Genomic DNA, 20,836 nt, shown 5'->3' with positions numbered 1-20,836 from the left:
GCAGCCTGCACAGTAGACCAGTCCTGCGAATAATCCCTGCCGTTCCGCTTTCACGGGACGGCGTTTGTTTTTGCGCAGCTCCTGCACTCTGTCCCATTGTGCCTGAGACACGATAGCTTCCTGCGTGTCCGGCACGATGAACATATCCTCCGGATTGTTGGGAATCCTCTTTTTCAGCTTGTAGGACTTGGAGTAGGTCTTGAAATTGCAGGTGCATCCGGTGTATTCCTGCCGTTCCAGAATCCCTACGATGGATTGATCGCTCCAGCCATACGGGTTCTTGGGCATCGGCTTTCCCTTACGACTGGCATACAGCGCCTTGGTCGTGAGAACCTGATCCCTTTCAAGAATCCTCGAAATCTGCTCCGGGCCTTTGCCGTCAATGCAGAGGTCAAAGATGCGCTTGACAATCGGGGCGGCATCCTCATCCATAATCCACTTGTCCTTGTCGTTCGGGTCGCAGCGGTAGCCATAGGGCGGTTTGCCAGATGCTTGCCGCTGGTGCCGCGCTGACGCAGACTGGTGCGGACTTTCTTGGAGGTATCTCTTGGATACCACTCGTTAAATAAGTTGCGGATTGCGGCAAAGCCCTCACCGTCCCCGCGCTGGCTGTCCACGCCGTCGTTGACGGCAATGAAGCGCACATCGTAGCTGGGGAAGATGATGTCGATGTACTGGCCTACAGTCAGGTAATCACGACCAAAGCGAGATAGGTCTTTGCAAAGCCAGCAGCCTACCAATCCCTGCTTTACCAGTTCAAAGCCCTCCTGTACGCATCTCGCCATCCTGCGAATCCTCGTTGCTGAGGCGGCAGTAGAGTATCGTAATTTTTTGCTGATCCGTCATAACGTCCTCCTTCATGTTCGGGTCAGCCGACAGAATCGGTGTGCTTGGAATTATTACCATAGTTTTGTGTCACTATCATTAACAAGCCACCTCCCGGTCAGAAAAAATAAAAGGACTCCGGCGGGTCAAAGATCGGATCAAAGCAGCTCTCATGGTCAAAGGCCTTGCAAAGCTCAAAGACCAAATCGTCTTTCCCCTCCATCACGGCACGGTTGATTTCGTCAATGCTGATAATTTTTCCATATACGATTCCTTTCTCATAATTCTATTTCGTTTTTGCGGCTGTGCAGTTGTGTCTGCTGCCGCTCCTGCTCCAACCGCTCACGCTCTCTGCACCATGCGGTGATGGGTAGCTTGCCATCCTTGAAATACGATTTCAGCTTGCGTTCCGCCATATAAAACGTCCGCAGCGTATCGTCATGCTCCGACTTGTATTTTTGTCTGGATTTTTCAAAACGGATGCTTCCCAGCTTATCCGCAACCGGTTTTCCATCGACATAATACTGTGCCATGCGCAGCAGCTCGTCCAGTTCTTTGATGCGGGATTGCTTTTCCCCGGCAGACGCTTTCATTGCGCTGATGCTGTTCTGCATGGAATGCAGCGCGGCATCCAGATCATCGGTGGTAAAAAGCTGCTTCTCCTGCAAAAAGCGGAATGCATCCGCATACCGCTGTAAGTTGGCTGTCTTGGCCTTTGTGCTGTATGCGCCTTTATTGCGGTTATTGTAATAGGTCATCAGCAGATCGTTCAGCATAGGCGGCTGCGGCTTGGAGAGTTCTTCCTTAACCGCTTTCAGCCATTCCAGCAAAGAGGCGATTTTATTTTTTGTTTTCCGCAGCATGGCGTTGGTTTTGCGAACCCAGCGGTTGAAGTCGACCTTGTTGGTACGGATGCCCTTCGCTCCCATTGCGCGGACAGACGGCCCCTCATGGACGGTAGGAATCTGTTCAATGCCTTGACGGGCATAGCTGCGGTGGTCGATCCGGCAATCCAAACCTTTCTCCGCAAACTTCCGATTGCACAGATCAGCCCACGCCTGCCGCCAATGCTCCAAGGTTTCGGGACTGCCCCAGTCGGTGGTCGGCACAGCGTTGAACATGTAGTTGCCCACCTCATCCAGAATACGCTCACCATGCTCGTCCAACACATATTCCCGCCGCTGCTTATTGCCCCACCTGCCGTCTGACTCAATAGGATGAATCGGACACATGACATGAAAATGCGGGTTAGAAATGCCGCCGTCCTCTTTGTCTGGCGAGTGAACGGCAAAGTCCACCACCATGCCCCAATTCACAAACTGCTCCAACAAAAATTGCCTTGTAAGATCGATGTTCTCCTGCATGGAAAACTCGTTCTGCAAGGCAATGTCAAAGCTGTAGGCAATCTGTGCTTTCTTTCCGCGTTCGGCTTTTTCAACCGCATTCCAGAGCGTTTCTCGGTCTGCATACTCCGGCGGCGCATGAGATGGCAGCAGGATTTCCGAACAGATTACGTCGCCCTTGCGGGTGTAGTCGCTGATCTCGCCGTAGTATTCGCTGTGCAGCTTTTCCCCAGCACGGTAGGCGGCAGACGCCACGGCGGATTGCCCCGCGCTGCGTTTGATTTGGGTTACATGAAAATGAAATAACGCGATACTCAGCACCCCTCTTTCTGTTCCGCCCGGTTGTGTTCGTTGACCGCTGCCATGAGCAGACCTTTGACCACCGGCAGGTCAAAAACCTTTTCGGCCAAGGCATAAAACTCAGCACGTGTCAACAGCTTCGTCAGCGGAGCAATGCTTTCTATATCCGCGCTGCGGACGATCAGGTTGTGTGCGCGTTTGGTTCGGTCGCCGCGCTCATAGTAGGCGATTCGGTTTTCCAGACGCTGCTTCTTGTGCTGCTCCTGTGTAAGCTGCCGCTCAATGTTTTCTTTCTCGGCATTCAGCTCAGCAAGGTTTTTCTGTTTTGGCATGGTTAACCTCCTTCAAAATTGGTGAAATAGTTGTTCAGACTTTGCGGTGGAAATTGTCTGCGTCAGCAGATGGTTTCCGCTGCAAAGTGGGCAGGGATAGATGCGCAAGCATCGCAAGGGGGCGCGGGTCTCCGGTGGAGACCAGCCCCTTGTACGGAACAAAGTGACGCAAAACAGCCCGGACACACAACTGTCCGGGCGATAGGCTCCGCAGGACGCACATACAGGGCTTGACCATGTATAGAAGTGCGCCCTTCGTCCCGGTGGGACTTTCGGGATATTCTCGGTTCGTCAGTTTTTCTTTCGCTGCCAGACGATTTCATACCTCAGCGCGTCGGCAAGCTGAACAGCCTCTGTGTAGCGTAGGGACTCCCGCTGGAGCTTGTTGGACAGGTTGGATACGCTGTCAGACCAGCCGTGTTCGTCATGCAGCAGATCGACCACCCCCTGCATGGTCATTCCTTGACGGACGATGTACGATTTGATTTCGTTTCTCAGATTGGATTTCATCAATTTTTACCTCCGTAATTTCGTGTAGTGTGGTTTCGTATCGGTAATGCTGGTGTGCGGTGGAATAAAAAATCCTCCGTGCCGCAAATCCGCTCAGATTTCCGCCCGTGATGCCCTATTCGCAGCAGCACCCTATCAGCTTCATCGTTCTGGGCGAGGTCATGCGGAACGGTGGGATATACCACATCCCAGTGCAATGGCTTCACACTACGGTAAACCACCGGACGGTGCATTGCGTTCGGCTTACAGTGAAAATTTTCATGAATTTCACAAGGATTGATTTCAAAGTGCCTTTTTGGGCATCTCACCGCTACTCTGTACATAGTAGAATTAGGGCATTTTGCTGTGTACATACGTACCGATGGTGCAGGGCAGGCAGCATTTCACGGCATGGGCAGATTTGTTCACGATTGGGTGCGCGTCAGCTTTCCGGTACATACGTACATAGCGATTTGCTCCAATTCTCAGATATATGGGGACTGATCAGCGGCTCGATGCCCAGATACCCCCACACTCTGCGCCCGGTAGCGTTCGTGACGGTATTCGTATGCTCCAGATTGTACGTTTTCAGATTCCGCATCAAAAAATCGCTGAACGAGCGCTGCCTGATAGGTGTCAGCCCGTTTTCATCGCACCAGATTCCGTAAATGGCATACAGCTCCTTGGAGGTGACAGACATATCCGCCTTCAGCCGAATATAGCCGGTGGATTCCATAAAGTCGATGGCATTGTTGGCGTCACGCTTGACGTACTCCCGATTGTTCAGTGTCCGGGGGCTTTCCGTGAATCGGAAGCTGTTTGCCGCAAGCCGCTGCAAGCCCTCAAGCGCCCAGAGAAAAATGCCCTCGACCTCTCGCTTCATCTTCTCGGCAATGTCAGGATCGTCCACACGATTGGCAGGCTTCTCTTTTGTGGTCAGGATCAGTTGGCGGCGGTAAAAGCCGTTGCTGCGGTCGTAGAGGGATTGCAGATCGCCATTGGAGAATGCCAGCAGCCGGGCATACATCCACCCCTGATAGCTCTGGACGCTTTTGCGTTCCAGATCCATCTTATCCTGTGCGGTAACGATGGATTTGACATAGTTGGTCTGCTTCAGAGCCTCCATTTTCATATCGTCATCCACAAGAAGATGAATGTGCTCCAGATCGGCGCGGGCAAACCGGTTGTCGGAAATTTTTGCGATGCTGCCGTCCTTCATATTGCAGCCAAACAGCCGCGCCAGCACGGGACCGATTTGCGATTTTCCTTCGCCGCCCTCGCCCTTGAGGATCATCATGCGCTGCCCCTTGGTGCTGGGAACGAGGCAATAGCCGATATATTCCTGAAAGGTGGGAATGTCCTCCGGGTAGAGCAGATCGGAGAGAAAACGCAGCCAGACAACCGGCTCCTCCGCCTGCGGATTGTAAGCAATGGGAAACCGGCTGCGCACGATTTCAGAACGTCCTGCGAGAAAGCTGCCATCGATGCGGAACGTCCCGTTCTGCACATGAATCTCATCCGGCTTCGGCGGGAAGCTCTCTGCATGAGCCGCCAGCTTCATGATCTCCACGATCTTGGAAATGGCGTGCGGAATGTTTTTTTGCGGCACAGCACTCCAGTTCGGCATAGATTTTCTCGTTCAGCAGCAGCGGGTCTGTCAGCCGCCCATCCGGTGTGAAAAATGCGTTGTCCGCATAGATGAGCTTGTTCTTTGACAAAAACTCCCGGCAAAAGGCTGCCTCATTGATGTCCTTGCCGTCGAACCATGCTGGGAAATCAAGCCCTGCATACTTCTTGTTCACGCGGCGTCCCTCCCATCGATTGTTTTCTTGAGCTTGTCCAACCGACCATCTGCAAGCAGATAACTGACCACTTCGGCACGTTCATAGGAATCACCCTCGCACAGAATATCCAAGTAATACTCCACTTTATCCAGCTTGTGGCAGGCTTCTGCAAATCGTTCATCCGGCGCTTCCTCCGAAGATTGCAGCGCACAGCGTACCTTCCAGTCCCGCAGCACACGGGCATAATCTGATAGAATAGAAAAGCACAGCCACTCGTTTTCTCTGAGCTGCTGTGCTTCTGTTCGGACACGCTTTGCGTGGAGCGCCGCTGCGCTGGGCGGTTTGTCCGGTGTGAGGTGAAAGTCTGTTGCCAAACGCTGCGCCGCCTCGTAGAGCGGCAAGCCGAATAGCTTTGCGGCAAAGTCGATCACATCTCCGTGCTCCCCGCAGGCGAAGCAATAATAGTGATCGTCTGCCGCATACAGGCTGGGATGCCGGTCATTGTGGAACGGGCAAAGCGCCATGCCGCAGTGGTTGACCTCCACGCCGTACCGCTCCGCCGCCTCCCGGCAGCTTACGCCATATTTGACGTTCTGAAAACAATTCATGCGTTATCCTCCGTAAAATAGATTGGAGAGGCAGCTTTCACACCTCTCTGCCTGTTTTATGTTCGGATTCGCAAAAAGCAGGCGGATGGCATGACAAGTTCATTTAAAAAACATGACAGGTCTTTCCACGTTCATATTCTCGTGGTATAATTAAAATAGAAAAACATGACAGGAGGACGCAGCATGGCACAGGAGCTTATCCGTCACAATGTGCTGTCTCTGGATTTCTGGCAGGATACCGTAACCTACGCAGGCAGCGTCATGCCGACCGGCACGATTGGCTGTGCGGTACTGAATATCCCCGACGGAACGATTGCGCGGTTGGACCAGCCGTGCATGACCTTGAATCTGCTGCTGACCGGCATCGGGGCAAAGAATGTGGATAGGCAGCTTCTTCCAAAAGCGCAGGAGGCGGGACAGACCATCATTCATGCGCTGCATGATGTCCAACCGTTCTCCCGCTTGGACAGAAAGCAGTTTGAAGATTATCTCATGCAGGCGTTTTCCGAGGAAGCATTTACCGAGCTGAACGAGTATTTGCAGCTCCCGATGGAGCAGCAGGCAGCCAGCAATATCACAGGAGCGCATCCCTTGGCGGCGCTGCTGGTGCGCGTTATTCCAGTGCTGGGGCATTTGAGCTATTCCCTGCACCAGTACAAGAAAACTATGACGGCGTTTGCAGAATTTCTGCAAGAGAATGCCGAAATACGAACGCCTGCGGGATACGCCGCTGCATTCGGGTAGTTTTTCAAGGAAAACGTGACTCTGGAGGAAAGCAATCCCTCATGGATGGCACTGACCAATGCGACAGTGCAGTATGTCCCTGCGATCCGTCTCGGAAATACGCAGGCGCAGCTTGTCAAGCGGATGCATTTTGTATCCTTCGTTGGGATGTTCCGCGCCGATCTTTTTGAAGGTTTATGCGTCGGACACGCGCCGAGGAAATGCGCGGTCTGTGGGAAATGGTTTCTGACCACTGACGCAAGATATGCCAAGTACTGTGACGGTCTGGCTCCCGGAGACAAACGTGGGCGCACCTGCCGCCAAGTCGGGAATCTTCGTGGACGGGAGCTTGCCGCCGACCATCCCATCAAGAAAATCTATACGAAGCGGTTCAACACGATCACGCAGTATCTTGGCCGCGGCACACTCGATGAGCAGACCGCCGCCGCAATGAAAGCACTGGCAAAAAGCAAGCTGGAGAAAGCCCTGCAAGACAGCGGCTATGCGCAGGGCGGCTATGCCGCCGAGATGGAGCAGGCGGCTCTGCTGGCGGAAGCGAAGGAAACGATGGAGCGGTAATGGAACGCCATAGCGGTGGGAGGTGCAGACATGGAGGATAACCGTAACAAACTGATACCGGCACAGCTTGCGGGCTACACATGGGAGCTGTCCGGTTATGCGTCCAAAGTGCCGTTCGCCAATGAGGACAGCCTGACCATGTGCGAAGTCCGGAACGTCTTTCAGCTTGACCCGGAACCGCCGCAAATGGAGCTGAACGACTACATACGCGAAACTGTCCGTCACAAAGACCTTGCATACTTTTCCTTCTTCCTGCACCACTTTGAAAAGCGTCTGAACAGCGTGATTTACCGATTTCTCACCCGCAATGGCATTGACCGCTACGACCCGGCGCGGTTTCTGGACTATAAGCTGGAACTCCTGCAAATGCTGCTGTTTTGCCTGCCGAGGTTCGACCCGGCGCAGGAAACAGAATTCCTGAAATACGCAAAGCATTATATTCAGGACGGGCTGCTGTTCTGCCGTATGATGGGAGAAGTCGGTTCCTTTGCCAGTCTTGCGGAGTACCGGCGTGTGCGTCAGATCGGCGCAATCTATAACAATTCGGGTAAGAGACGCGCGGAGATAGTTTCCGCGTTTGCCGCTCAAAGCGGGTACAAGGACGATAGCGTATCTGCGGATGAGCTGCTGACTATTGCCCAGCGCAACCGCAGCATTGTTTCCCTCTACCGCACGGAGCAGGATGAGGACGGCGAAGAAACCGGCGAGGATGTGACGCGCGACGATAGCTGGAACTACGCCGAAATCCTCTGGAACGGGATTCAGGCAAAGACGGTCACGGCGGCGTTTGAGCAGCTTTCCTACAAAGAGCAATGGTATCTGGAAAAGCGGAACGCCATCTGCATGACCTGCGGGCGCGTCAGCCCCTTGTCCACGCAGTCCACCTTTGAAGATTTAGCGGTGGATTTTGAAGGAACGACAGCCAGCGGTGCGGAGCGGTTCTACCGGCGTACATTAGACAAACTGCGGCGGAAGCTGCTGGAAAGCGGTGTGATCCATACCGTGACGCTGAAACAGACCGAGCGCCGCAAGAAGGAAAAAATAGCCGCCGCTGTCTACCTGTATCAGGCAGACAACGACGGCGAATGGGACAAGCTTCGGTTGGATTTTGAAAACGGCATGGCGGAGATCGTAAAGCTGGCGGATTGGGACACGGTGAAAAGCAATATCTTTGCAAAGACGGCGATACGGTTTGTGCAGGGTTTGCCGGAGACGAGACTGCTGAAATCCGTGGTTGTGCCGTTTGAGATGGAAAGGCTGGATCTGATTTGATCATGATGGAAAGCAAAACGACGCCGTTGACAACATCTTCGGATCGTGCTACAATTTGACTGAAATGAACAATATGGTCATAAATCCAAGGAGCGTGCGCAGTGGCTTTTACAGATGAACAGAATGAACAGATCCGCAATGACCTAATCCGGGAAGCCCGGCGCTGCGGCATTACCATCGGGATGCGGAAAACCTCAGTGGAGCAGCTGACAAATTCCGTCGGTATTTCCAAGGGATCGTTTTATAAATTCTTTGATTCCAAAGAGCTGCTGTTTTTCGCTGTACTGGAGGACATTCATACCGAGTGCTTCGCGGCGGCGCAGAAGTCTTTGCAGGAAAATACAGCCTTATTGCCTGCCGACCGCACGGCAGCAGCGATCCTAGCGGTCTGCCGTTGGCTCTCCAAGACAAAAGCCTTTGTGTTCATCGAAAATGACGCGGATTTTCTCCTGCACCGACTGCCGGAGGAAGTGAAGACCGCCCACTACCACGATGGCGAGACGCACATCCGTACCCTGCTGGAGATGGGCGGCTTGCAGCCCAAGGGCGGTATGGCGCTGGCTGCCGCCACAGTGCGGGGCTTGATTTTAACCGTCTCCCATCAGGAGCAGATTGGGGTGCTTTACCCGCAGGTGCTGGAAACGCTGGTGCGGGGCGCCTGCCGGGAGCTATTTGCATAAGCGGAAAAGCCGCAGTGATGCGGCTTTTCAAAAGGGATACAGTTAGCTTATTCTAACTCGCTTGTGTCATCTGTGTGAGTTAGAGTAGTTTAACATCTCGTTGTGAGGGCGAAATCATGAGAAACAGTCAAAATTTCTGGGATAAAAACGCCGGGCGGTACGACCGCTTCATGCGAAAGGACGCCGCAGCTTATGAGCAGATGTACGAGCTGCTGCGCCCCGTGGTGCGGCACAAAACCGTGCTGGAGCTGGCCACAGGCACGGGGCTGATTGCCAAAAACATTGTAAACAGTGCCGCTCATATTGATGCCACAGACGCTTCGCCGGAGATGATCGCAGAAGCGAAGCGGGACAACCGATCCACCAAGCTGCATTTCTCCGTGCAGGATATGTTCCACCTGCCTTATGCCGACGAAAGCTTTGACGTGGTCATCGTGGCCAATGCGCTGCATATCGTGCCGGAGCCGGAAACAGCCCTCTCTGAAATTCGTCGGGTGCTGAAAGAGGACGGGATACTGGTCGCACCGACCTTTACTCATGCCGGTAATGACTTTCGTGGAAAGGGCAAAGCATTTTTCATGAAGCTGGCGGGCTTCCCTCTCCACAGCAAGTGGACAAGTCACGAATATCTGGCATTTCTCCGGGAAAACGGCTGGACGGTGCAGAAAAGCGCCGTGCTGAAAGCCTCGTTCCCGCTGACCTATGCAGAGTGCGTGAAATCGGAGGGGTGATCCATGCAGATATTGGAACACGGGCAGGCGCAGGAGCGGACGCTGCTGTTTTTCCCCTGCACGGCAGAGCCTGTATGGGCCTTTGCCGACACGATCACGCTGCTTTCTCAGAGATGGCATGTTTTTCAGGTGGTGTATGACGGCCATCAGCCGGAGTATCCCGGGGATTTCACCTCAGTCGAGCAGACCGTGGATGAGGTGATCTCTTACCTGAAAAGCCGCGGCATCTCACAACTGGACGGAGCATATGGCTGCTCCATGGGTGGTGCCTGCCTGACCCGTATGTTGGCATTGGGGAAAATGCCCATCGACCGAGCCATCATCGACGGCGGGATCATCCCTTATCAGCTGCCCTACCCGGTGCGAAAGCTGCTGCTTTGGCGGGATATTGTGTCCTTTAAAATGGCGGCGAACAGCCGAAAAATTCTGGAAGCGGCCTTTCCGCCGGAACGGTTCACCCCCGCAGGGCACGACCCCAAAAAGGAGTACGACGCCATGGAAGCCTATCTCAAAACCTTTTCCGATCGGACGATCCGCAATGTATTCTGGTCTGCCAACAACTATGCGCTTCCGAAGCGCTCCGCTAAAATCGGTGCGAAAATCACCTACTGGTACGGCGACGATGAAAAGAAGGATCGCAGGCGGGATATCCGGTTCATCAAGCGCTATTTTCCTAAGGCGCGCATCCATGGCATCCCCAAGATGGCCCATGCGGAGCTGGTGATGGTACACCCGGAAAAATTCTGCCGGTATGCGGAAAAATTTCTGACTATGCAAGCGGAGGAAAGATGATATGAGAGAAAAGATCAAACTCTCCGGCGTGCCGGAGACTATGCTGCAAACCATTTACGCAAGGGCGAAGGAGAGCCGGGGACGCGGCGCGATTCACGATGCAAAAGCGGAAGAACTCATCGAAAAGCTGGACTACGATTTTTCCCTTGCGGACAAGGATACAGCCATGCACAGCGGCGTTATCACCCGCACCATCGTGCTCGACCGGATGACGAAGAAATGGCTTGCGTCGCACCCCGGCGCGGTGGTGGTCAACATCGCCTGCGGGCTGGATACCCGGTGCTATCGGATGGCAAGTTATGCGCATTGGTATAACCTGGACCTTCCGGAGGCCATGGCCGTGCGTGAGAAGCTGCTGCCGGAAAGCGGCACGATTTCGCAGATCGCCATGTCTGCCATGGACGATTGGGGCAGCAAAATCAGCGAGCAGAATGCGCCGGTGCTGATCGTCATCGAGGGGCTGACTATGTACCTGTCAGAAGCGGATGTGCAGCGCATTTTCACGGTGATTTCCCGCCGATTTGAGAAAGCCACAGTCTTTGTGGAAACCATGAATCCTGCGATGGCGCGGCACTTCAAGGAGAAATCCATTGACGCAAGCAATGCAAAATTCAACTGGGGAATCAAGAATGGGAAAGCACTTGCCGAACTGCTGTCGGATTTTGGATTCGTGGAGGAGCACAGCTTAACCGAGGGCATGGCGGCATTCGCACCGATCTATAAACTGCTGGAAAAGCTGCCCGCCGTGCGGAATATTTCCAATAAGATCATTGTGGTGGAAAAGGAGTGATGGGTGATGTCCTTTTTTGAGAACACCAGAAAGCCAACCGGTTTTGGTGGAAAAGTCATGGTGAACCTGATGAATCTGTGCCATGCGCCCCTTGCGGATTGGGGCATGAAATTCCTGCCGCTTTTATCAGATGCAAAGGTGCTGGACTGCGGCTGCGGTGGCGGTGCGAACATGAAAAGGCTGCTGAAAAAATACCCGCAGGGGATCGTGAAGGGCATCGACTATTCGCCCGTCAGCGTGGAGAAGACGAAAAAGGTCAACGAGACCGCCATCGCGGAGGGGCGCTGTGCCGTCCTGCAAGGCAGTGTGGCGGATATGATCTTCGCAGATGACTGGTTCGATGCGGTCACCGCTTTTGAGACAGTCTACTTCTGGCCGAATCTGCCGCAATGTTTTCGGGTGATTTATCGGGTGCTGAAGCCCGGCGGAACCTTTCTCATCTGCAACGAGAGCAGTGGCGACACGGACAAGGATGAGAAGTGGACGGAGATTATCGGCGGTATGACCATATACAGCGGCGATGAGCTGAAAACATTTCTGGAAAACGCTGAATTCTGCAATGTTCAAATCCATAAAAACAAAATTGGCTGGCTCTGCGTGACAGGACAGAAGCGGGAGGAATAAGGAATGCTGCTGCAAACGATTCTGGAAGGACTGGGGCTGGGGGCGCTGCTGGTTTTGGTGTGCGCCATCGGCATCCACAAGGGCGCTGTCGGCATGGTGCATTTGTATGACTCGAAGGTACAGGAACGGTGCGTTGCGCTGGGTCTGACCACAAAGGAAAAGATCAAGCAAAACTCGCTGCGCTTCAAGCTGATCTGCGTTCCGGGATATCTTGCTTATGTGCTCATTTTCGTGTATGCCATCAATGGTGCGCAGACTTTTGGGGGCGGTTTCTGGCAGTGCTTTGTAATCCTGTCTGTGATGAATCTCATCGACCGGCTTGGCATCGACGGCTATTGGGTCGGACACACCAAGGCGTGGGTAATACCGGGGACAGAGGATCTGATGCCGTACATCTCGAAAGCAGACAAGCAGAAGAAATGGCTGTTCGGAACACTGGGAATGGCCATGATTTCCCTGCTCCTTGCGGGAATCGGAATGCTGCTGTAAGGAGGAAATACCGATGTCAAAGAAAGCCACCGAGTTTCAGAAAAGAGAAATGAGCAAGATGTACCGCGGCAAGGAAATATTCAAGCCGCTGAACACTGGCTGGGTGGATGAGCGCGTGGCCTGCGTGCGGGAGTGGGTGGCGAACATCTTCTTCTACCGCAAGGGCGGCACCACCATCATGATTGACGCCGGGTATAACTACGACCGGCTGGCAGAAAAAATGGGCTGGCTGGGCATCGACCCGCAGTCCGTCCGGCACATCCTCATCACTCATCAGGACACCGACCACGTGGGCGCGGTGGAGGCAGACAGCCCCGGTTTGTTCCGGAGCGCAAAGCTCTATATCGGCGAGATTGAAAACCGGTATCTCACCGGCGAGGTGCGGCGAAAAGTCATATACCATCTCTATAAATTGCCGCAGGTCACAATTAACAACGAAAAGGTGCTGCTGCATGACGGCGAGACTTTCGAGATTGACGGTATCAAAATTGAGTGCTTCCTTGTCCCCGGTCACACATGGGGTCATATGTCTATCTCATTGACGACAAATATCTCTTCACCGGCGACACTCTCTGGTTCGGCGCGGACGGCGGCTACAGCTTCATTTCCTCTCTGGCAGAAAGCAACAAACTGGCGGTAAAGTCGCTGGCGGCGCTGGAGCAGAAGCTGCAAAGCCGTGACCTGCATCCGCTGTTTCTCACCGGTCACACCGGCTGGACGGACAACTTCGAGTTCGCCTTTGCCCATAAGGACAAGCTTTGCTCACCGTTCCGAAAGCGGGTTCCCGACCCCACCGCGCCTTATGACGCTTATGATGAATCGGATGACACGGAAAAAATGGCAAAGAGTGGGTTCCTGAAGAGGGTGGGAAGATGAAGGTTTATTCCTTCGGCGCAGAAAATGCCCCGGTCATCCTACTGCTTCCCGGCACCTGCTGCCACTGGAAGGGCAATTTTGGACGGGTCATTCCGCTGCTGTCGGACAGGTATCGCGTTCTCTGCGTCAGCTACGATGGTTTCGATGAAACGGAACATACCGAGTTTCCCACTATGCTGGAGGAAACAGAGAAAATAGAATCTTACATTCAGAAACATTGCGATGGACATATCTGGGCGAGCTATGGCTGCTCGCTGGGCGGCTCTTTTGTGGGGCTGCTGGCGGCGCGGCAGAATATTCATATGGATTACGGAATTCTCGGCAGCTCTGATCTTGACCAAGCATCTCCCATTGCGGCAAAGCTGCAAACAAATCTGCTCCTACCGCTGATTTATCCGCTTATTCGAGACGGACGGTTCAAGAGTCGATTGCTGCAAAAACGCCTCACGCAGCGAAAGTCGGAAATGGGCGGTTATGTGCAAGCGTTCATGGAGATGCTCAGCGGCGCACGACCTTATGTGACCGTGCAGAGCTGCAAGAATCAGTTCTATTCCGACCTTGTCACCCCGCTGCCGGACAAGATCAACGTTCCGGGAACAGAGATTCATATTTTCTATGCGCTCAAAATGGGTGAGAAATACCGCGAGCGCTATGAACGGCACTTTGCAAACCCAGCCATTCATGAGCAGGACTTGCAGCACGAGGAGCTGCTGGCCTGTTATCCGGAGCGCTGGGTGCAGTTGGTGAAGGATATCATGGAGGGAAAGCGATGAAGCATCAGCACTTTGATGTGGAGACCGCCGGCTTTTACGGCGCGTACTGGGCGTGTGCCGACGGATCGGACTGCGCGGTCATTGCGATGATTGGTGACGATCCGGAGGATCGGCTTGCGCGTTCAGCTGTGAAATGGCTCTGCGGGCGGGGCGTAAATGTGCTCACCATGTCGCCTGCGAAAAAGGATTACGGCCATCATAATTATCCGCTGGAGCGTGTGGAGACGGCCATTTCGTGGCTGAAAGCCAACGGCAACCATAAAATTGGCATTGCCGGTGCTTCGACTACGGGAACGCTCGCGCTGACAGCGGCTGCCATGTTCCCGGATGTTACCCTGACCATTGCCATGACGCCCAGCGATTTTGTGTGGCAGGGTTTCATGCAGGGCAAAAGGGACGGCTGCAAGGAATGGCCGGTCGAGGGCGAGTCGCTGTTCTCCTACCGGGGCAAGCCGCTGCCCTATATGCCGTTTTGCTATCAGCATCCCGACTATTGGCACTGTGTCGCCGCAGAGAGCAAGCGCACTGGTGATATGGTTAACTCCCGCAAGCTGTTTGACGATTCCGAGGTGATGCATCCGATCGAGCCGGAGGAATATATTCCTGTTGAAAACATCCGGGGAAAGCTGCTGCTGATCGGCGCGGAGGACGATGCGCTGTGGGATACCGCAAAGTATATCCGCCGTATGAAAAAGCGCCTTGCGGAAAAGCCGCATGAATGCGAGATTGAAACAATGGTTTATGCTCACGGCACCCACTTTGTCTTTCCGGAGGGGATGCTGAAAATCATGCTGCCGGTTGGCTCCGGTCTGTTTGTAAAGTTGGCGTTTCAGGCAGCAAAGAAATATCCCAAGGAATGCCGCCAGACCCGGATAGACATCGAGAAGCGGATGAACCGGACTCTGGCAGAATGGAAAGGAGCGAAGTGAGATGCGTTGGATGGGAATGCCCCTAGCCATATGGGTAGTGTTTGCGAAGTCCTTTCAAGCGCAGCTGACGGCGGTACTGGGCTATGACCCGGACACCGCACGTAAGATCACGGAAAAGGCCAAGCCGAAGTACCGTGAGATCATCGCAAAGCTGCCCGAATTTGAAAAAGGTGATCGGTTCAGCATGAACATCATTGGCTGCGCCATGCTGGGGGCGTTTGTCCTCTCCATGCCGCGCCGTCCCGATGTGGAAAGCCTTACCGACTACTATGAGAAAGCGCAGATGACGCCGCTGATGAAATGGTTCTGCCGCCAAAGCGGCAAGTCGAAGTTCACGCCCAAGGATATTGCCGCCATGAAAGCCACCGCCGCCCGGAAGGCGGCTGACCGCAACCCCTACTCGTGGAATATGGACTTTTACGAGTATCCCGACGGCAGCGGTTATGAGGGGCGCTTCACGAAATGCGGCATCTGCACGCTGATGCAGGAGCTGGGGCTTTATGACCTGACACCCGCCATGTGTCATTTGGACTACGCCATGAGCGAGGCGGGCGGCGTGACGAATTTTGTGCGGCAGTACACGCTGGCCTCCGGCGACCCTTACTGCGACTGCGGATATCAAAAGAAACGAGTGTGAGGTGGCGGAGTATTGAAATATTTTGAGTTCGGACAAGAGTACCCGGAACTGATGGTGATGCCCCACGGCGGCGTATGCTATCGCGGCGCACTGCCGGTGGCGGAGGAAATGGCAAAGACCTATGGCAGGCGCTGGAGGCAGAGTGTGGGAATTACTTGCAGGGAGGGGGAAAACCATGAACTATAAAATCGAGAAAAACACTGTACAGGAAACGCTGATCATCCCACTCTATACACGGAAAATGTGCGCAGAGGTATATCCAAGCCTCTATCGGGACGAAACGGCACTGCGGCTGGTGAATGCGGTGGACTATAATTTTTCGGCGCTTCAGAAGAAATCCCACAGACTCATGCAGCGGTTTGGCTTTTTAGAGGTTGCCATGCGGCAGAACGACCTTGCCTTCGAGGTGCGGGAGTATCTGAAAAGTCATCCCAATGCGGCGGTGGTGAATCTCGGCTGCGGGTTGGACCGCACAGGTCGGGCTTGCGATAACGGTAAGTGCAAGCTCTACAATCTGGACTTTCCTGACGTCATCGCTGTGCGCAACGAGCTACTCCCGGCCAGGGATCGGGAGGAAAACATCCCCTGCGACCTCAACGATACATCGTGGTTTGAGAGAATCGACGCCTCCGGCGGTGCGGTCTTCTTTGCTGCGGGAGTGTTCTACTATTTCCTAAAGGAGCAGGTAAAAACACTGGTACGTGCTATGGCAGACGCTTTTCCGGGCGCTGTACTGGCGTTCGATGCCGCCAATGAGAAGGCAGTAAAGCTGATGCTGAAAACATGGCTGAAGGATGCGGAAATCAAGGATGTCGGCGCGTACTTCGCCGTTTCGGACGCCAAGCGCGAGATCGGTGCATGGGACAGTCGCCTGCATATCGCCAGCCGGGGCTATATGCTGGGCTACCACGACCTGAAAGACCCGTCCGTCAGCGGATTTTTCCGCTTTCTTGCAAGGGTCGGTGACGGAGTGATGAATATGCAGATCGTGAAGATTGGATTTGAACAAACAATATAGGAAACAAAACGGAATAGTTTGAAAGCACAAATCATGTTAGAATATCCGGCAGTTAGAGAACGCTAACCAAAGAACTTCAGGAGGTACCGTATGAAAAAGAAATTTGCTGCTTTTGTGCCTTGCTTATCATCTGGAATTTCGCCATGCGGAAGAAAGGACGTGATTTAATTGAAAAAACAATCCGATCTTTCCCGGCTGATGGGTTACGCCGGGAACCACCGATATTTCACCTACGCTTCGTGGATGCTGTCTGCGGCCAGTGCGCTGGTGGCGCTGGTGCCTTTTGTATACATATGGATGATTCTGCGGGATGTGCTGAACGCGGCGCCAAACTATGCGCAGGCGGTGAACATTCCTCATTACGGCTGGATGGCAGTGTTATTCGCAGTGCTGTCTTACATTATTTACATTGCGGCGCTGATGTGCTCCCATCTGTCGGCGTTCCGGGTGGCGACAAATCTGCGGCTGGCAGTATCGGAGCATCTGGCAGTGCTGCCGCTGGGCTTTGCTGAGACCTTCGGCAGCGGTAGCTGCGCAAGATCATCCACGAGAGCACCGGAGCCGCCGAGACCTATCTTGCCCACCAGCTGCCCGACCAGTACAATGCCATCGCCACCCCGGTGGGGCTGCTGGTGCTGCTGTTGGCGTTCGACTGGAGGTTGGGGCTGCTGAGCCTTGCGCCGGTGGTGCTGGCTTTCCTCATTATGGCGACCATGACCGGCAAGCGGATGGTTGAAAAAATGCGGCAGTACGGCAACGCCTTGGAGTCCATGTCCAACGAGGCAGTGGAATACGTCCGGGGCATTCCGGTGGTCAAGACCTTCGGGCAGAGTGTGTTTTCCTTCAAAAAATTCAAGACCACCATTGATGAGTACGAAAAGTGGGTCATCTCCTACACCAAAGACCTGCGCCTGCCCATGATGTTCTACACCGCCGCCGTCAACGGCGTGTTCGCCTTTCTGATTGCAGGCGGGCTGCTGTTCACGACACACGGCGTGACCCCGGAATTTCTGCTGAACCTGCTGTTCTATATCATCATCACGCCGGTGATTTCCCTGACTTTGACCCGCATAATGTACATGAGCGAGAACAAGATGGTGGTAGCGGATGCGCTGGCACGCATCGACTCGGTGCTGGAGGCAGCGCCCATGCAGGTTCAGGCTGTTCCGCAGCACCCGCAGGATGCTTCTGTCGCGCTGCAGAACGTGCGTTTCAGCTACGACGGAAAAAACGAGGTTATTAAGGGCGTTTCGCTGGAGATTCAGCCGGGACGGACTGTGGCTTTTGTAGGCCCCTCCGGCGGCGGAAAATCTACGCTGGCAAACCTTGTCTGCCGGTTCTTTGATGTGCAGAGCGGCAGCGTCCGAGTAGGCGGAGCGGATGTGCGGGCAATCCCCAAGGAAGAGCTGATGGATACCATCTCCTTTGTGTTCCAGAACAACCGCCTGCTCAAGGGCAGCATTCTGGATAATGTCCGTCTGGGCAGACCGCAGGCCACCGAAGCCGAGGTGCTGGCAGCGTTGAAAGCGGCGCAGTGCATGGATATTATAGAAAAGTTCCCGGCGGGCATCCATACTGTTATCGGCACCAAGGGCGTGTATCTGTCCGGCGGCGAGCAGCAGCGCATTGCCATTGCACGCGCCATGCTGAAAAATGCGCCCATCCTGATTCTGGACGAGGCCACCGCTTTTGCCGACCCGGACAATGAAGCTAAGGTGCAGGCGGCTTTTGCCCGGCTTGCCAAGGGCAAAACCGTGCTGATGATCGCACACCGCCTGTCCACCGTAGCCAACGCCGACTGCATCTATGTGGTACAGGATGGGCAAATTGCAGAATTCGGCACAAAGGATGAGCTGTGCACGCAGAACGGTCTGTTTGCCCGGATGTGGCAGGAGTATCAGGCATCGGTGCAGTGGAAGGTCGCAAAGGAGGGGGAAAGATGATCGAAAAAATTCAACACGCCACGGCCAGCTCCCCGGAGGGCGCAAAGGGGCTTGTAAAGGGCGTTCTGGCCTGTGCGTTCCAGAACATGGCGTTCATGCTGCCTACCGGGTTGCTGTATCTCCTGGTAAAAGATCTGCTGGCAGGCTCAACGAGCGGGAGAACCGCCTTTTATCTGCTGGGGTGTGCGGCCTGCTTTGCGCTGATCTTGCTGACCACATGGTTCCAGTATAACGGCACCTATTTTACGACTTATAAAGAGAGCGGCACCCGCCGCCTGACCCTTGCGGAACGGCTGCGCAAGCTGCCCCTGTCCTTTTTCGGCAAGCGGGATCTTGCGACCTGACCAGCACCATCATGGCAGACTGCGAGGTGTTGGAAAAGGACTGTTCCCACTTCATCCCCGGTCTATTCGGCTCCCTCATCTCTACGGTGCTCATTGCCCTGAGCCTGTTCACTTTTGACTGGCGGATGGCGCTGGCAGCCCTGTGGGTCATCCCGGTATCCGCCGCCATCGTGGTGGGCAGCTACCGGGTGCAGGACAAGGTGCAGGCCAAGACCATGGCGGCGAAAATGGCCTGTGCGGACGGCATTCAGGAGTACATCGAAACCCTCCGTGACCTGAAAGCCAGTAATGCGGAGCAGCGGTATCTGTCCGGTCTTTCCGGCAAAATTCGGGCTGTGGAAAAGCAGTCCATCGTGGCAGAGCTGGAAACAGCGCTGTTTGTGTCCTCTGCGAGCATGGTGCTCAAGCTGGGCATTGCATCGGTGGCACTCACCGGCTCGGTGCTGCTGGTGCAGGGCAGTATCGATGTGCTGACCCTGTTTCTGTTCCTGATGGCGGCCTCCCGGATGTACGACCCTATGCAGGGCGCGTTGCAGAATCTGGCAGCGGTCATTGCCATGCGCACCAATGTGGGGCGGATGAACGAGATCCTGGATGCTCCCCTGCAGACCGGCAGCGAGCAGCTGACCAATCAGGGCTGCGATATCGTGTTCGACCATGTGGCTTTGCCTACAACTCCGGCGAAACGGTGCTGCGGGATGTCTCCTTTACCGCAAAGCAGGGCGAGGTCACGGCACTGGTGGGTCCCTCCGGCGGCGGCAAGACTACCGTTTCCCGGCTGGCGGCACGGTTCTGGGACTACCAGAAGGGCAGCATCACCGTGGGCGGCATGGAGGTTTCCCGAATCGACCCGGAAAGCTCATGAGCCTGTATTCCATCGTGTTTCAGGATGTGACTCTGTTTGACAACACGATACTGGAAAATATCCGTCTGGGGCGCAAAGGTGCCACCGACGAGGAGGTCCTTGCGGCGGCAAAGCTGGCAAACTGCGAGGAATTTGCCGAAAAGCTGCCGGACAAGTGGAACACGAACATCGGCGAGAATGGCTGCGCTCTTTCCGGCGGCGAGCGTCAGCGCATTTCCATTGCCCGCGCCTTCCTGAAGGATGCGCCCATCATTCTGCTGGACGAAGCCACCGCCAGTCTGGACGTAGAGAACGAAACTGCCATTCAGGAGGCTCTTTCCCGGCTCATAAAACACAAAACCGTCCTTATCATCGCCCACCGGATGCGCACTGTGGCCGGTGCGGATAAAATCGTGGTGCTGTCCGACGGCGTGGTGGCCGAACAGGGCGCACCCGATGCACTTTATGCCCGGAACGGCCAGTACACCCACATGGTGGATCTGCAGACCGAAAGCCAGCGCTGGGCCATCTGACCCAATTCAAAACAGCCTCCCGGCACAACAAAAAAGGACATCTACTCAAAAGAATAGATGTCCTTTTTAGCACCCGAATCCGTCAGCTAACAGTCATGTTTAAATTACTTCCTTATCACTGTTAAGCCAAGGCTTCGGGTTCTTTGCGTCTCTGCGCTTACTTCATAATGATCAGTGCCATGAACACGAGGTCGGTATCGCCGGTATTATCCAGCGCATGACCGGTGCCGTCCGGACAGAAGGTCACGTCGCCGGCCTTGACCGGATAGGACTTCTCACCGTCGTTATACGAGCCTTCACCGCTCAGGATGTAATAGGTCTCGGTCTCGCCGTGGTGCTCGTGGAAGCCGAGCGTGCAGTTCGGCTCGATGGTTACCTTTGCATACAGGCCGCACTTGCCGTCCAGCTCCTTCTCACCGAGCAGGTGCTCGATGATAACGTGTCCCTTGCCGCCAGCCATCTGCTCTACCTTATCTACCCGATGTTCGCTTGCAGTCGTAATCATAATTCTTTCCGCCTTTCTTGTCCTGGGCAATATCGCATGATTGAAGCTGCGGTGTTGCCCTTACCGCTCGCGC

The 20,836-nt window shown here is 54.5% G+C and carries 20 protein-coding genes and 5 pseudogenes; 17 read left to right on the top strand and 8 right to left on the bottom strand.

Features of this window, described 5'->3' with window-relative positions:
* The 7 genes and pseudogenes from DXB00_RS17425 to DXB00_RS13190 all read right to left on the bottom strand — a co-directional run.
* Positions 1 to 432: recombinase family protein (locus DXB00_RS17425; protein WP_243107229.1), on the bottom strand; the 432-nt coding region annotated here is incomplete at its 3' end.
* A gap of 119 nt (positions 433 to 551) precedes the next feature.
* A pseudogene (locus tag DXB00_RS17420) lies at positions 552 to 785 on the bottom strand (recombinase family protein); the annotation flags it as partial.
* Between the two features lie 734 nt (positions 786 to 1,519).
* A pseudogene (gene mobQ / locus DXB00_RS17415) lies at positions 1,520 to 2,480 on the bottom strand (MobQ family relaxase); the annotation flags it as partial.
* Between the two features lie 2 nt (positions 2,481 to 2,482).
* Positions 2,483 to 2,800 carry a DUF3847 domain-containing protein gene (locus DXB00_RS13210; RefSeq protein ID WP_118729890.1) on the bottom strand — a complete coding sequence of 106 codons (318 nt, stop codon included), beginning with the start codon at positions 2,798 to 2,800 and terminating at the stop codon, positions 2,483 to 2,485.
* Positions 2,801 to 3,091: 291 nt separating this feature from the next.
* On the bottom strand, positions 3,092 to 3,310 hold the full coding sequence (locus DXB00_RS13205; protein WP_118729891.1) for an LLM class flavin-dependent oxidoreductase: 219 nt from the start codon (positions 3,308 to 3,310) through the stop codon (positions 3,092 to 3,094).
* A gap of 421 nt (positions 3,311 to 3,731) precedes the next feature.
* A pseudogene (locus DXB00_RS13195) lies at positions 3,732 to 5,091 on the bottom strand (DNA primase family protein).
* A complete protein-coding gene (locus DXB00_RS13190) occupies positions 5,088 to 5,681 on the bottom strand; it encodes a CHC2 zinc finger domain-containing protein (RefSeq protein ID WP_118729893.1) in 594 nt (197 codons plus the stop codon). The pseudogene DXB00_RS13195 and the gene DXB00_RS13190 overlap by 4 nt, the downstream one beginning before the upstream one ends.
* A gap of 183 nt (positions 5,682 to 5,864) precedes the next feature.
* On the opposite strand from DXB00_RS13190, the gene DXB00_RS17410 reads away from it, so the two are divergent.
* From DXB00_RS17410 to DXB00_RS13110, 17 genes and pseudogenes are all read left to right on the top strand, one after another.
* Positions 5,865 to 6,425 carry a hypothetical protein gene (locus tag DXB00_RS17410; RefSeq protein ID WP_243022712.1) on the top strand — a complete coding sequence of 187 codons (561 nt, stop codon included), beginning with the start codon at positions 5,865 to 5,867 and terminating at the stop codon, positions 6,423 to 6,425.
* Between the two features lie 45 nt (positions 6,426 to 6,470).
* Positions 6,471 to 6,983: a DUF6076 domain-containing protein gene (locus DXB00_RS17405; protein WP_243022713.1), complete on the top strand. Its 513-nt coding sequence runs from the start codon at positions 6,471 to 6,473 to the stop codon at positions 6,981 to 6,983.
* A gap of 30 nt (positions 6,984 to 7,013) precedes the next feature.
* Positions 7,014 to 8,255, top strand: a complete 1,242-nt coding sequence (locus DXB00_RS16735) for a hypothetical protein (RefSeq protein ID WP_199697297.1) — start codon at positions 7,014 to 7,016, stop codon at positions 8,253 to 8,255.
* Positions 8,256 to 8,356: 101 nt separating this feature from the next.
* The gene (locus DXB00_RS13170) at positions 8,357 to 8,935 is read left to right on the top strand and encodes a TetR/AcrR family transcriptional regulator (RefSeq protein ID WP_118729896.1); all 579 of its coding nucleotides are present in this window, start codon (positions 8,357 to 8,359) and stop codon (positions 8,933 to 8,935) included.
* A 116-nt stretch (positions 8,936 to 9,051) separates the two neighbouring features.
* Positions 9,052 to 9,666 carry a class I SAM-dependent methyltransferase gene (locus DXB00_RS13165; protein WP_118729897.1) on the top strand — a complete coding sequence of 205 codons (615 nt, stop codon included), beginning with the start codon at positions 9,052 to 9,054 and terminating at the stop codon, positions 9,664 to 9,666.
* Positions 9,667 to 9,669: 3 nt separating this feature from the next.
* Positions 9,670 to 10,458 carry an alpha/beta fold hydrolase gene (locus DXB00_RS13160; RefSeq protein WP_118729898.1) on the top strand — a complete coding sequence of 263 codons (789 nt, stop codon included), beginning with the start codon at positions 9,670 to 9,672 and terminating at the stop codon, positions 10,456 to 10,458.
* A gap of 1 nt (position 10,459) precedes the next feature.
* Positions 10,460 to 11,248 (top strand): class I SAM-dependent methyltransferase, encoded by a 789-nt coding sequence (locus DXB00_RS13155; RefSeq protein ID WP_118729899.1) that lies wholly within the window; start codon positions 10,460 to 10,462, stop codon positions 11,246 to 11,248.
* Positions 11,249 to 11,254: 6 nt separating this feature from the next.
* Entirely contained in the window at positions 11,255 to 11,872 is a 618-nt protein-coding gene (locus DXB00_RS13150) for a class I SAM-dependent methyltransferase (protein WP_118729900.1), read from the top strand.
* Positions 11,873 to 11,875: 3 nt separating this feature from the next.
* Positions 11,876 to 12,361 (top strand): hypothetical protein, encoded by a 486-nt coding sequence (locus DXB00_RS13145; protein WP_118729901.1) that lies wholly within the window; start codon positions 11,876 to 11,878, stop codon positions 12,359 to 12,361.
* Positions 12,362 to 12,374: 13 nt separating this feature from the next.
* Positions 12,375 to 13,001: an MBL fold metallo-hydrolase gene (locus DXB00_RS13140; RefSeq protein WP_442861385.1), complete on the top strand. Its 627-nt coding sequence runs from the start codon at positions 12,375 to 12,377 to the stop codon at positions 12,999 to 13,001.
* Between the two features lie 232 nt (positions 13,002 to 13,233).
* Positions 13,234 to 14,010 carry an alpha/beta fold hydrolase gene (locus DXB00_RS13135; RefSeq protein ID WP_118729903.1) on the top strand — a complete coding sequence of 259 codons (777 nt, stop codon included), beginning with the start codon at positions 13,234 to 13,236 and terminating at the stop codon, positions 14,008 to 14,010.
* Positions 14,007 to 14,939 carry an acyl-CoA thioester hydrolase/BAAT C-terminal domain-containing protein gene (locus tag DXB00_RS13130; protein WP_118729904.1) on the top strand — a complete coding sequence of 311 codons (933 nt, stop codon included), beginning with the start codon at positions 14,007 to 14,009 and terminating at the stop codon, positions 14,937 to 14,939. The genes DXB00_RS13135 and DXB00_RS13130 overlap by 4 nt, the downstream gene beginning before the upstream one ends.
* Position 14,940: 1 nt before the next feature.
* Positions 14,941 to 15,576 (top strand): L-2-amino-thiazoline-4-carboxylic acid hydrolase, encoded by a 636-nt coding sequence (locus DXB00_RS13125; RefSeq protein WP_118729905.1) that lies wholly within the window; start codon positions 14,941 to 14,943, stop codon positions 15,574 to 15,576.
* Positions 15,577 to 15,588: 12 nt separating this feature from the next.
* The gene (locus tag DXB00_RS16480) at positions 15,589 to 15,762 is read left to right on the top strand and encodes a hypothetical protein (protein WP_158578350.1); all 174 of its coding nucleotides are present in this window, start codon (positions 15,589 to 15,591) and stop codon (positions 15,760 to 15,762) included.
* Positions 15,752 to 16,594: a class I SAM-dependent methyltransferase gene (locus DXB00_RS13120; RefSeq protein ID WP_118729906.1), complete on the top strand. Its 843-nt coding sequence runs from the start codon at positions 15,752 to 15,754 to the stop codon at positions 16,592 to 16,594. The genes DXB00_RS16480 and DXB00_RS13120 overlap by 11 nt, the downstream gene beginning before the upstream one ends.
* Before the next feature lie 168 nt (positions 16,595 to 16,762).
* A pseudogene (locus DXB00_RS13115) lies at positions 16,763 to 18,537 on the top strand (ABC transporter ATP-binding protein).
* Positions 18,534 to 20,258, top strand: a pseudogene (locus DXB00_RS13110) (ABC transporter ATP-binding protein). Before DXB00_RS13115 ends, DXB00_RS13110 begins: the two co-directional pseudogenes overlap by 4 nt.
* 157 nt (positions 20,259 to 20,415) lie before the next feature.
* Here DXB00_RS13110 and DXB00_RS13105 read toward each other — a convergent pair.
* Positions 20,416 to 20,763, bottom strand: coding sequence for a cupin domain-containing protein (locus DXB00_RS13105; protein ID WP_118729908.1), 348 nt, complete (start codon positions 20,761 to 20,763; stop codon positions 20,416 to 20,418).
* Between the last annotated feature and the right edge of the window lie 73 nt (positions 20,764 to 20,836).

The organism is Butyricicoccus sp. OF10-2, from assembly GCF_003481925.1.
GTDB classification, from domain to species: domain Bacteria; phylum Bacillota; class Clostridia; order Oscillospirales; family Butyricicoccaceae; genus Agathobaculum; species Agathobaculum butyriciproducens.
This window is presented reverse-complemented; position numbering and strand designations above follow the sequence as displayed.

Excerpts from the sequence above, each read along its gene's own strand:
- DXB00_RS13210 (WP_118729890.1), bottom strand. The coding sequence starts at position 2,800 with ATGCCAAAACAGAAAAACCTTGCTGAGCTGAATGCCGAGAAAGAAAAC.
- DXB00_RS13205 (WP_118729891.1), bottom strand. The coding sequence starts at position 3,310 with ATGAAATCCAATCTGAGAAACGAAATCAAATCGTACATCGTCCGTCAA.
- DXB00_RS13190 (WP_118729893.1), bottom strand. The coding sequence starts at position 5,681 with ATGAATTGTTTTCAGAACGTCAAATATGGCGTAAGCTGCCGGGAGGCG.
- DXB00_RS17410 (WP_243022712.1), top strand. The coding sequence starts at position 5,865 with ATGGCACAGGAGCTTATCCGTCACAATGTGCTGTCTCTGGATTTCTGG.
- DXB00_RS17405 (WP_243022713.1), top strand. The coding sequence starts at position 6,471 with ATGGCACTGACCAATGCGACAGTGCAGTATGTCCCTGCGATCCGTCTC.
- DXB00_RS16735 (WP_199697297.1), top strand. The coding sequence starts at position 7,014 with ATGGAGGATAACCGTAACAAACTGATACCGGCACAGCTTGCGGGCTAC.
- DXB00_RS13165 (WP_118729897.1), top strand. The coding sequence starts at position 9,052 with ATGAGAAACAGTCAAAATTTCTGGGATAAAAACGCCGGGCGGTACGAC.
- DXB00_RS13160 (WP_118729898.1), top strand. The coding sequence starts at position 9,670 with ATGCAGATATTGGAACACGGGCAGGCGCAGGAGCGGACGCTGCTGTTT.
- DXB00_RS13155 (WP_118729899.1), top strand. The coding sequence starts at position 10,460 with ATGAGAGAAAAGATCAAACTCTCCGGCGTGCCGGAGACTATGCTGCAA.
- DXB00_RS13150 (WP_118729900.1), top strand. The coding sequence starts at position 11,255 with ATGTCCTTTTTTGAGAACACCAGAAAGCCAACCGGTTTTGGTGGAAAA.
- DXB00_RS13145 (WP_118729901.1), top strand. The coding sequence starts at position 11,876 with ATGCTGCTGCAAACGATTCTGGAAGGACTGGGGCTGGGGGCGCTGCTG.
- DXB00_RS13140 (WP_442861385.1), top strand. The coding sequence starts at position 12,375 with ATGTCAAAGAAAGCCACCGAGTTTCAGAAAAGAGAAATGAGCAAGATG.
- DXB00_RS13135 (WP_118729903.1), top strand. The coding sequence starts at position 13,234 with ATGAAGGTTTATTCCTTCGGCGCAGAAAATGCCCCGGTCATCCTACTG.
- DXB00_RS13130 (WP_118729904.1), top strand. The coding sequence starts at position 14,007 with ATGAAGCATCAGCACTTTGATGTGGAGACCGCCGGCTTTTACGGCGCG.
- DXB00_RS13125 (WP_118729905.1), top strand. The coding sequence starts at position 14,941 with ATGCGTTGGATGGGAATGCCCCTAGCCATATGGGTAGTGTTTGCGAAG.
- DXB00_RS13120 (WP_118729906.1), top strand. The coding sequence starts at position 15,752 with ATGAACTATAAAATCGAGAAAAACACTGTACAGGAAACGCTGATCATC.
- DXB00_RS13105 (WP_118729908.1), bottom strand. The coding sequence starts at position 20,763 with ATGATTACGACTGCAAGCGAACATCGGGTAGATAAGGTAGAGCAGATG.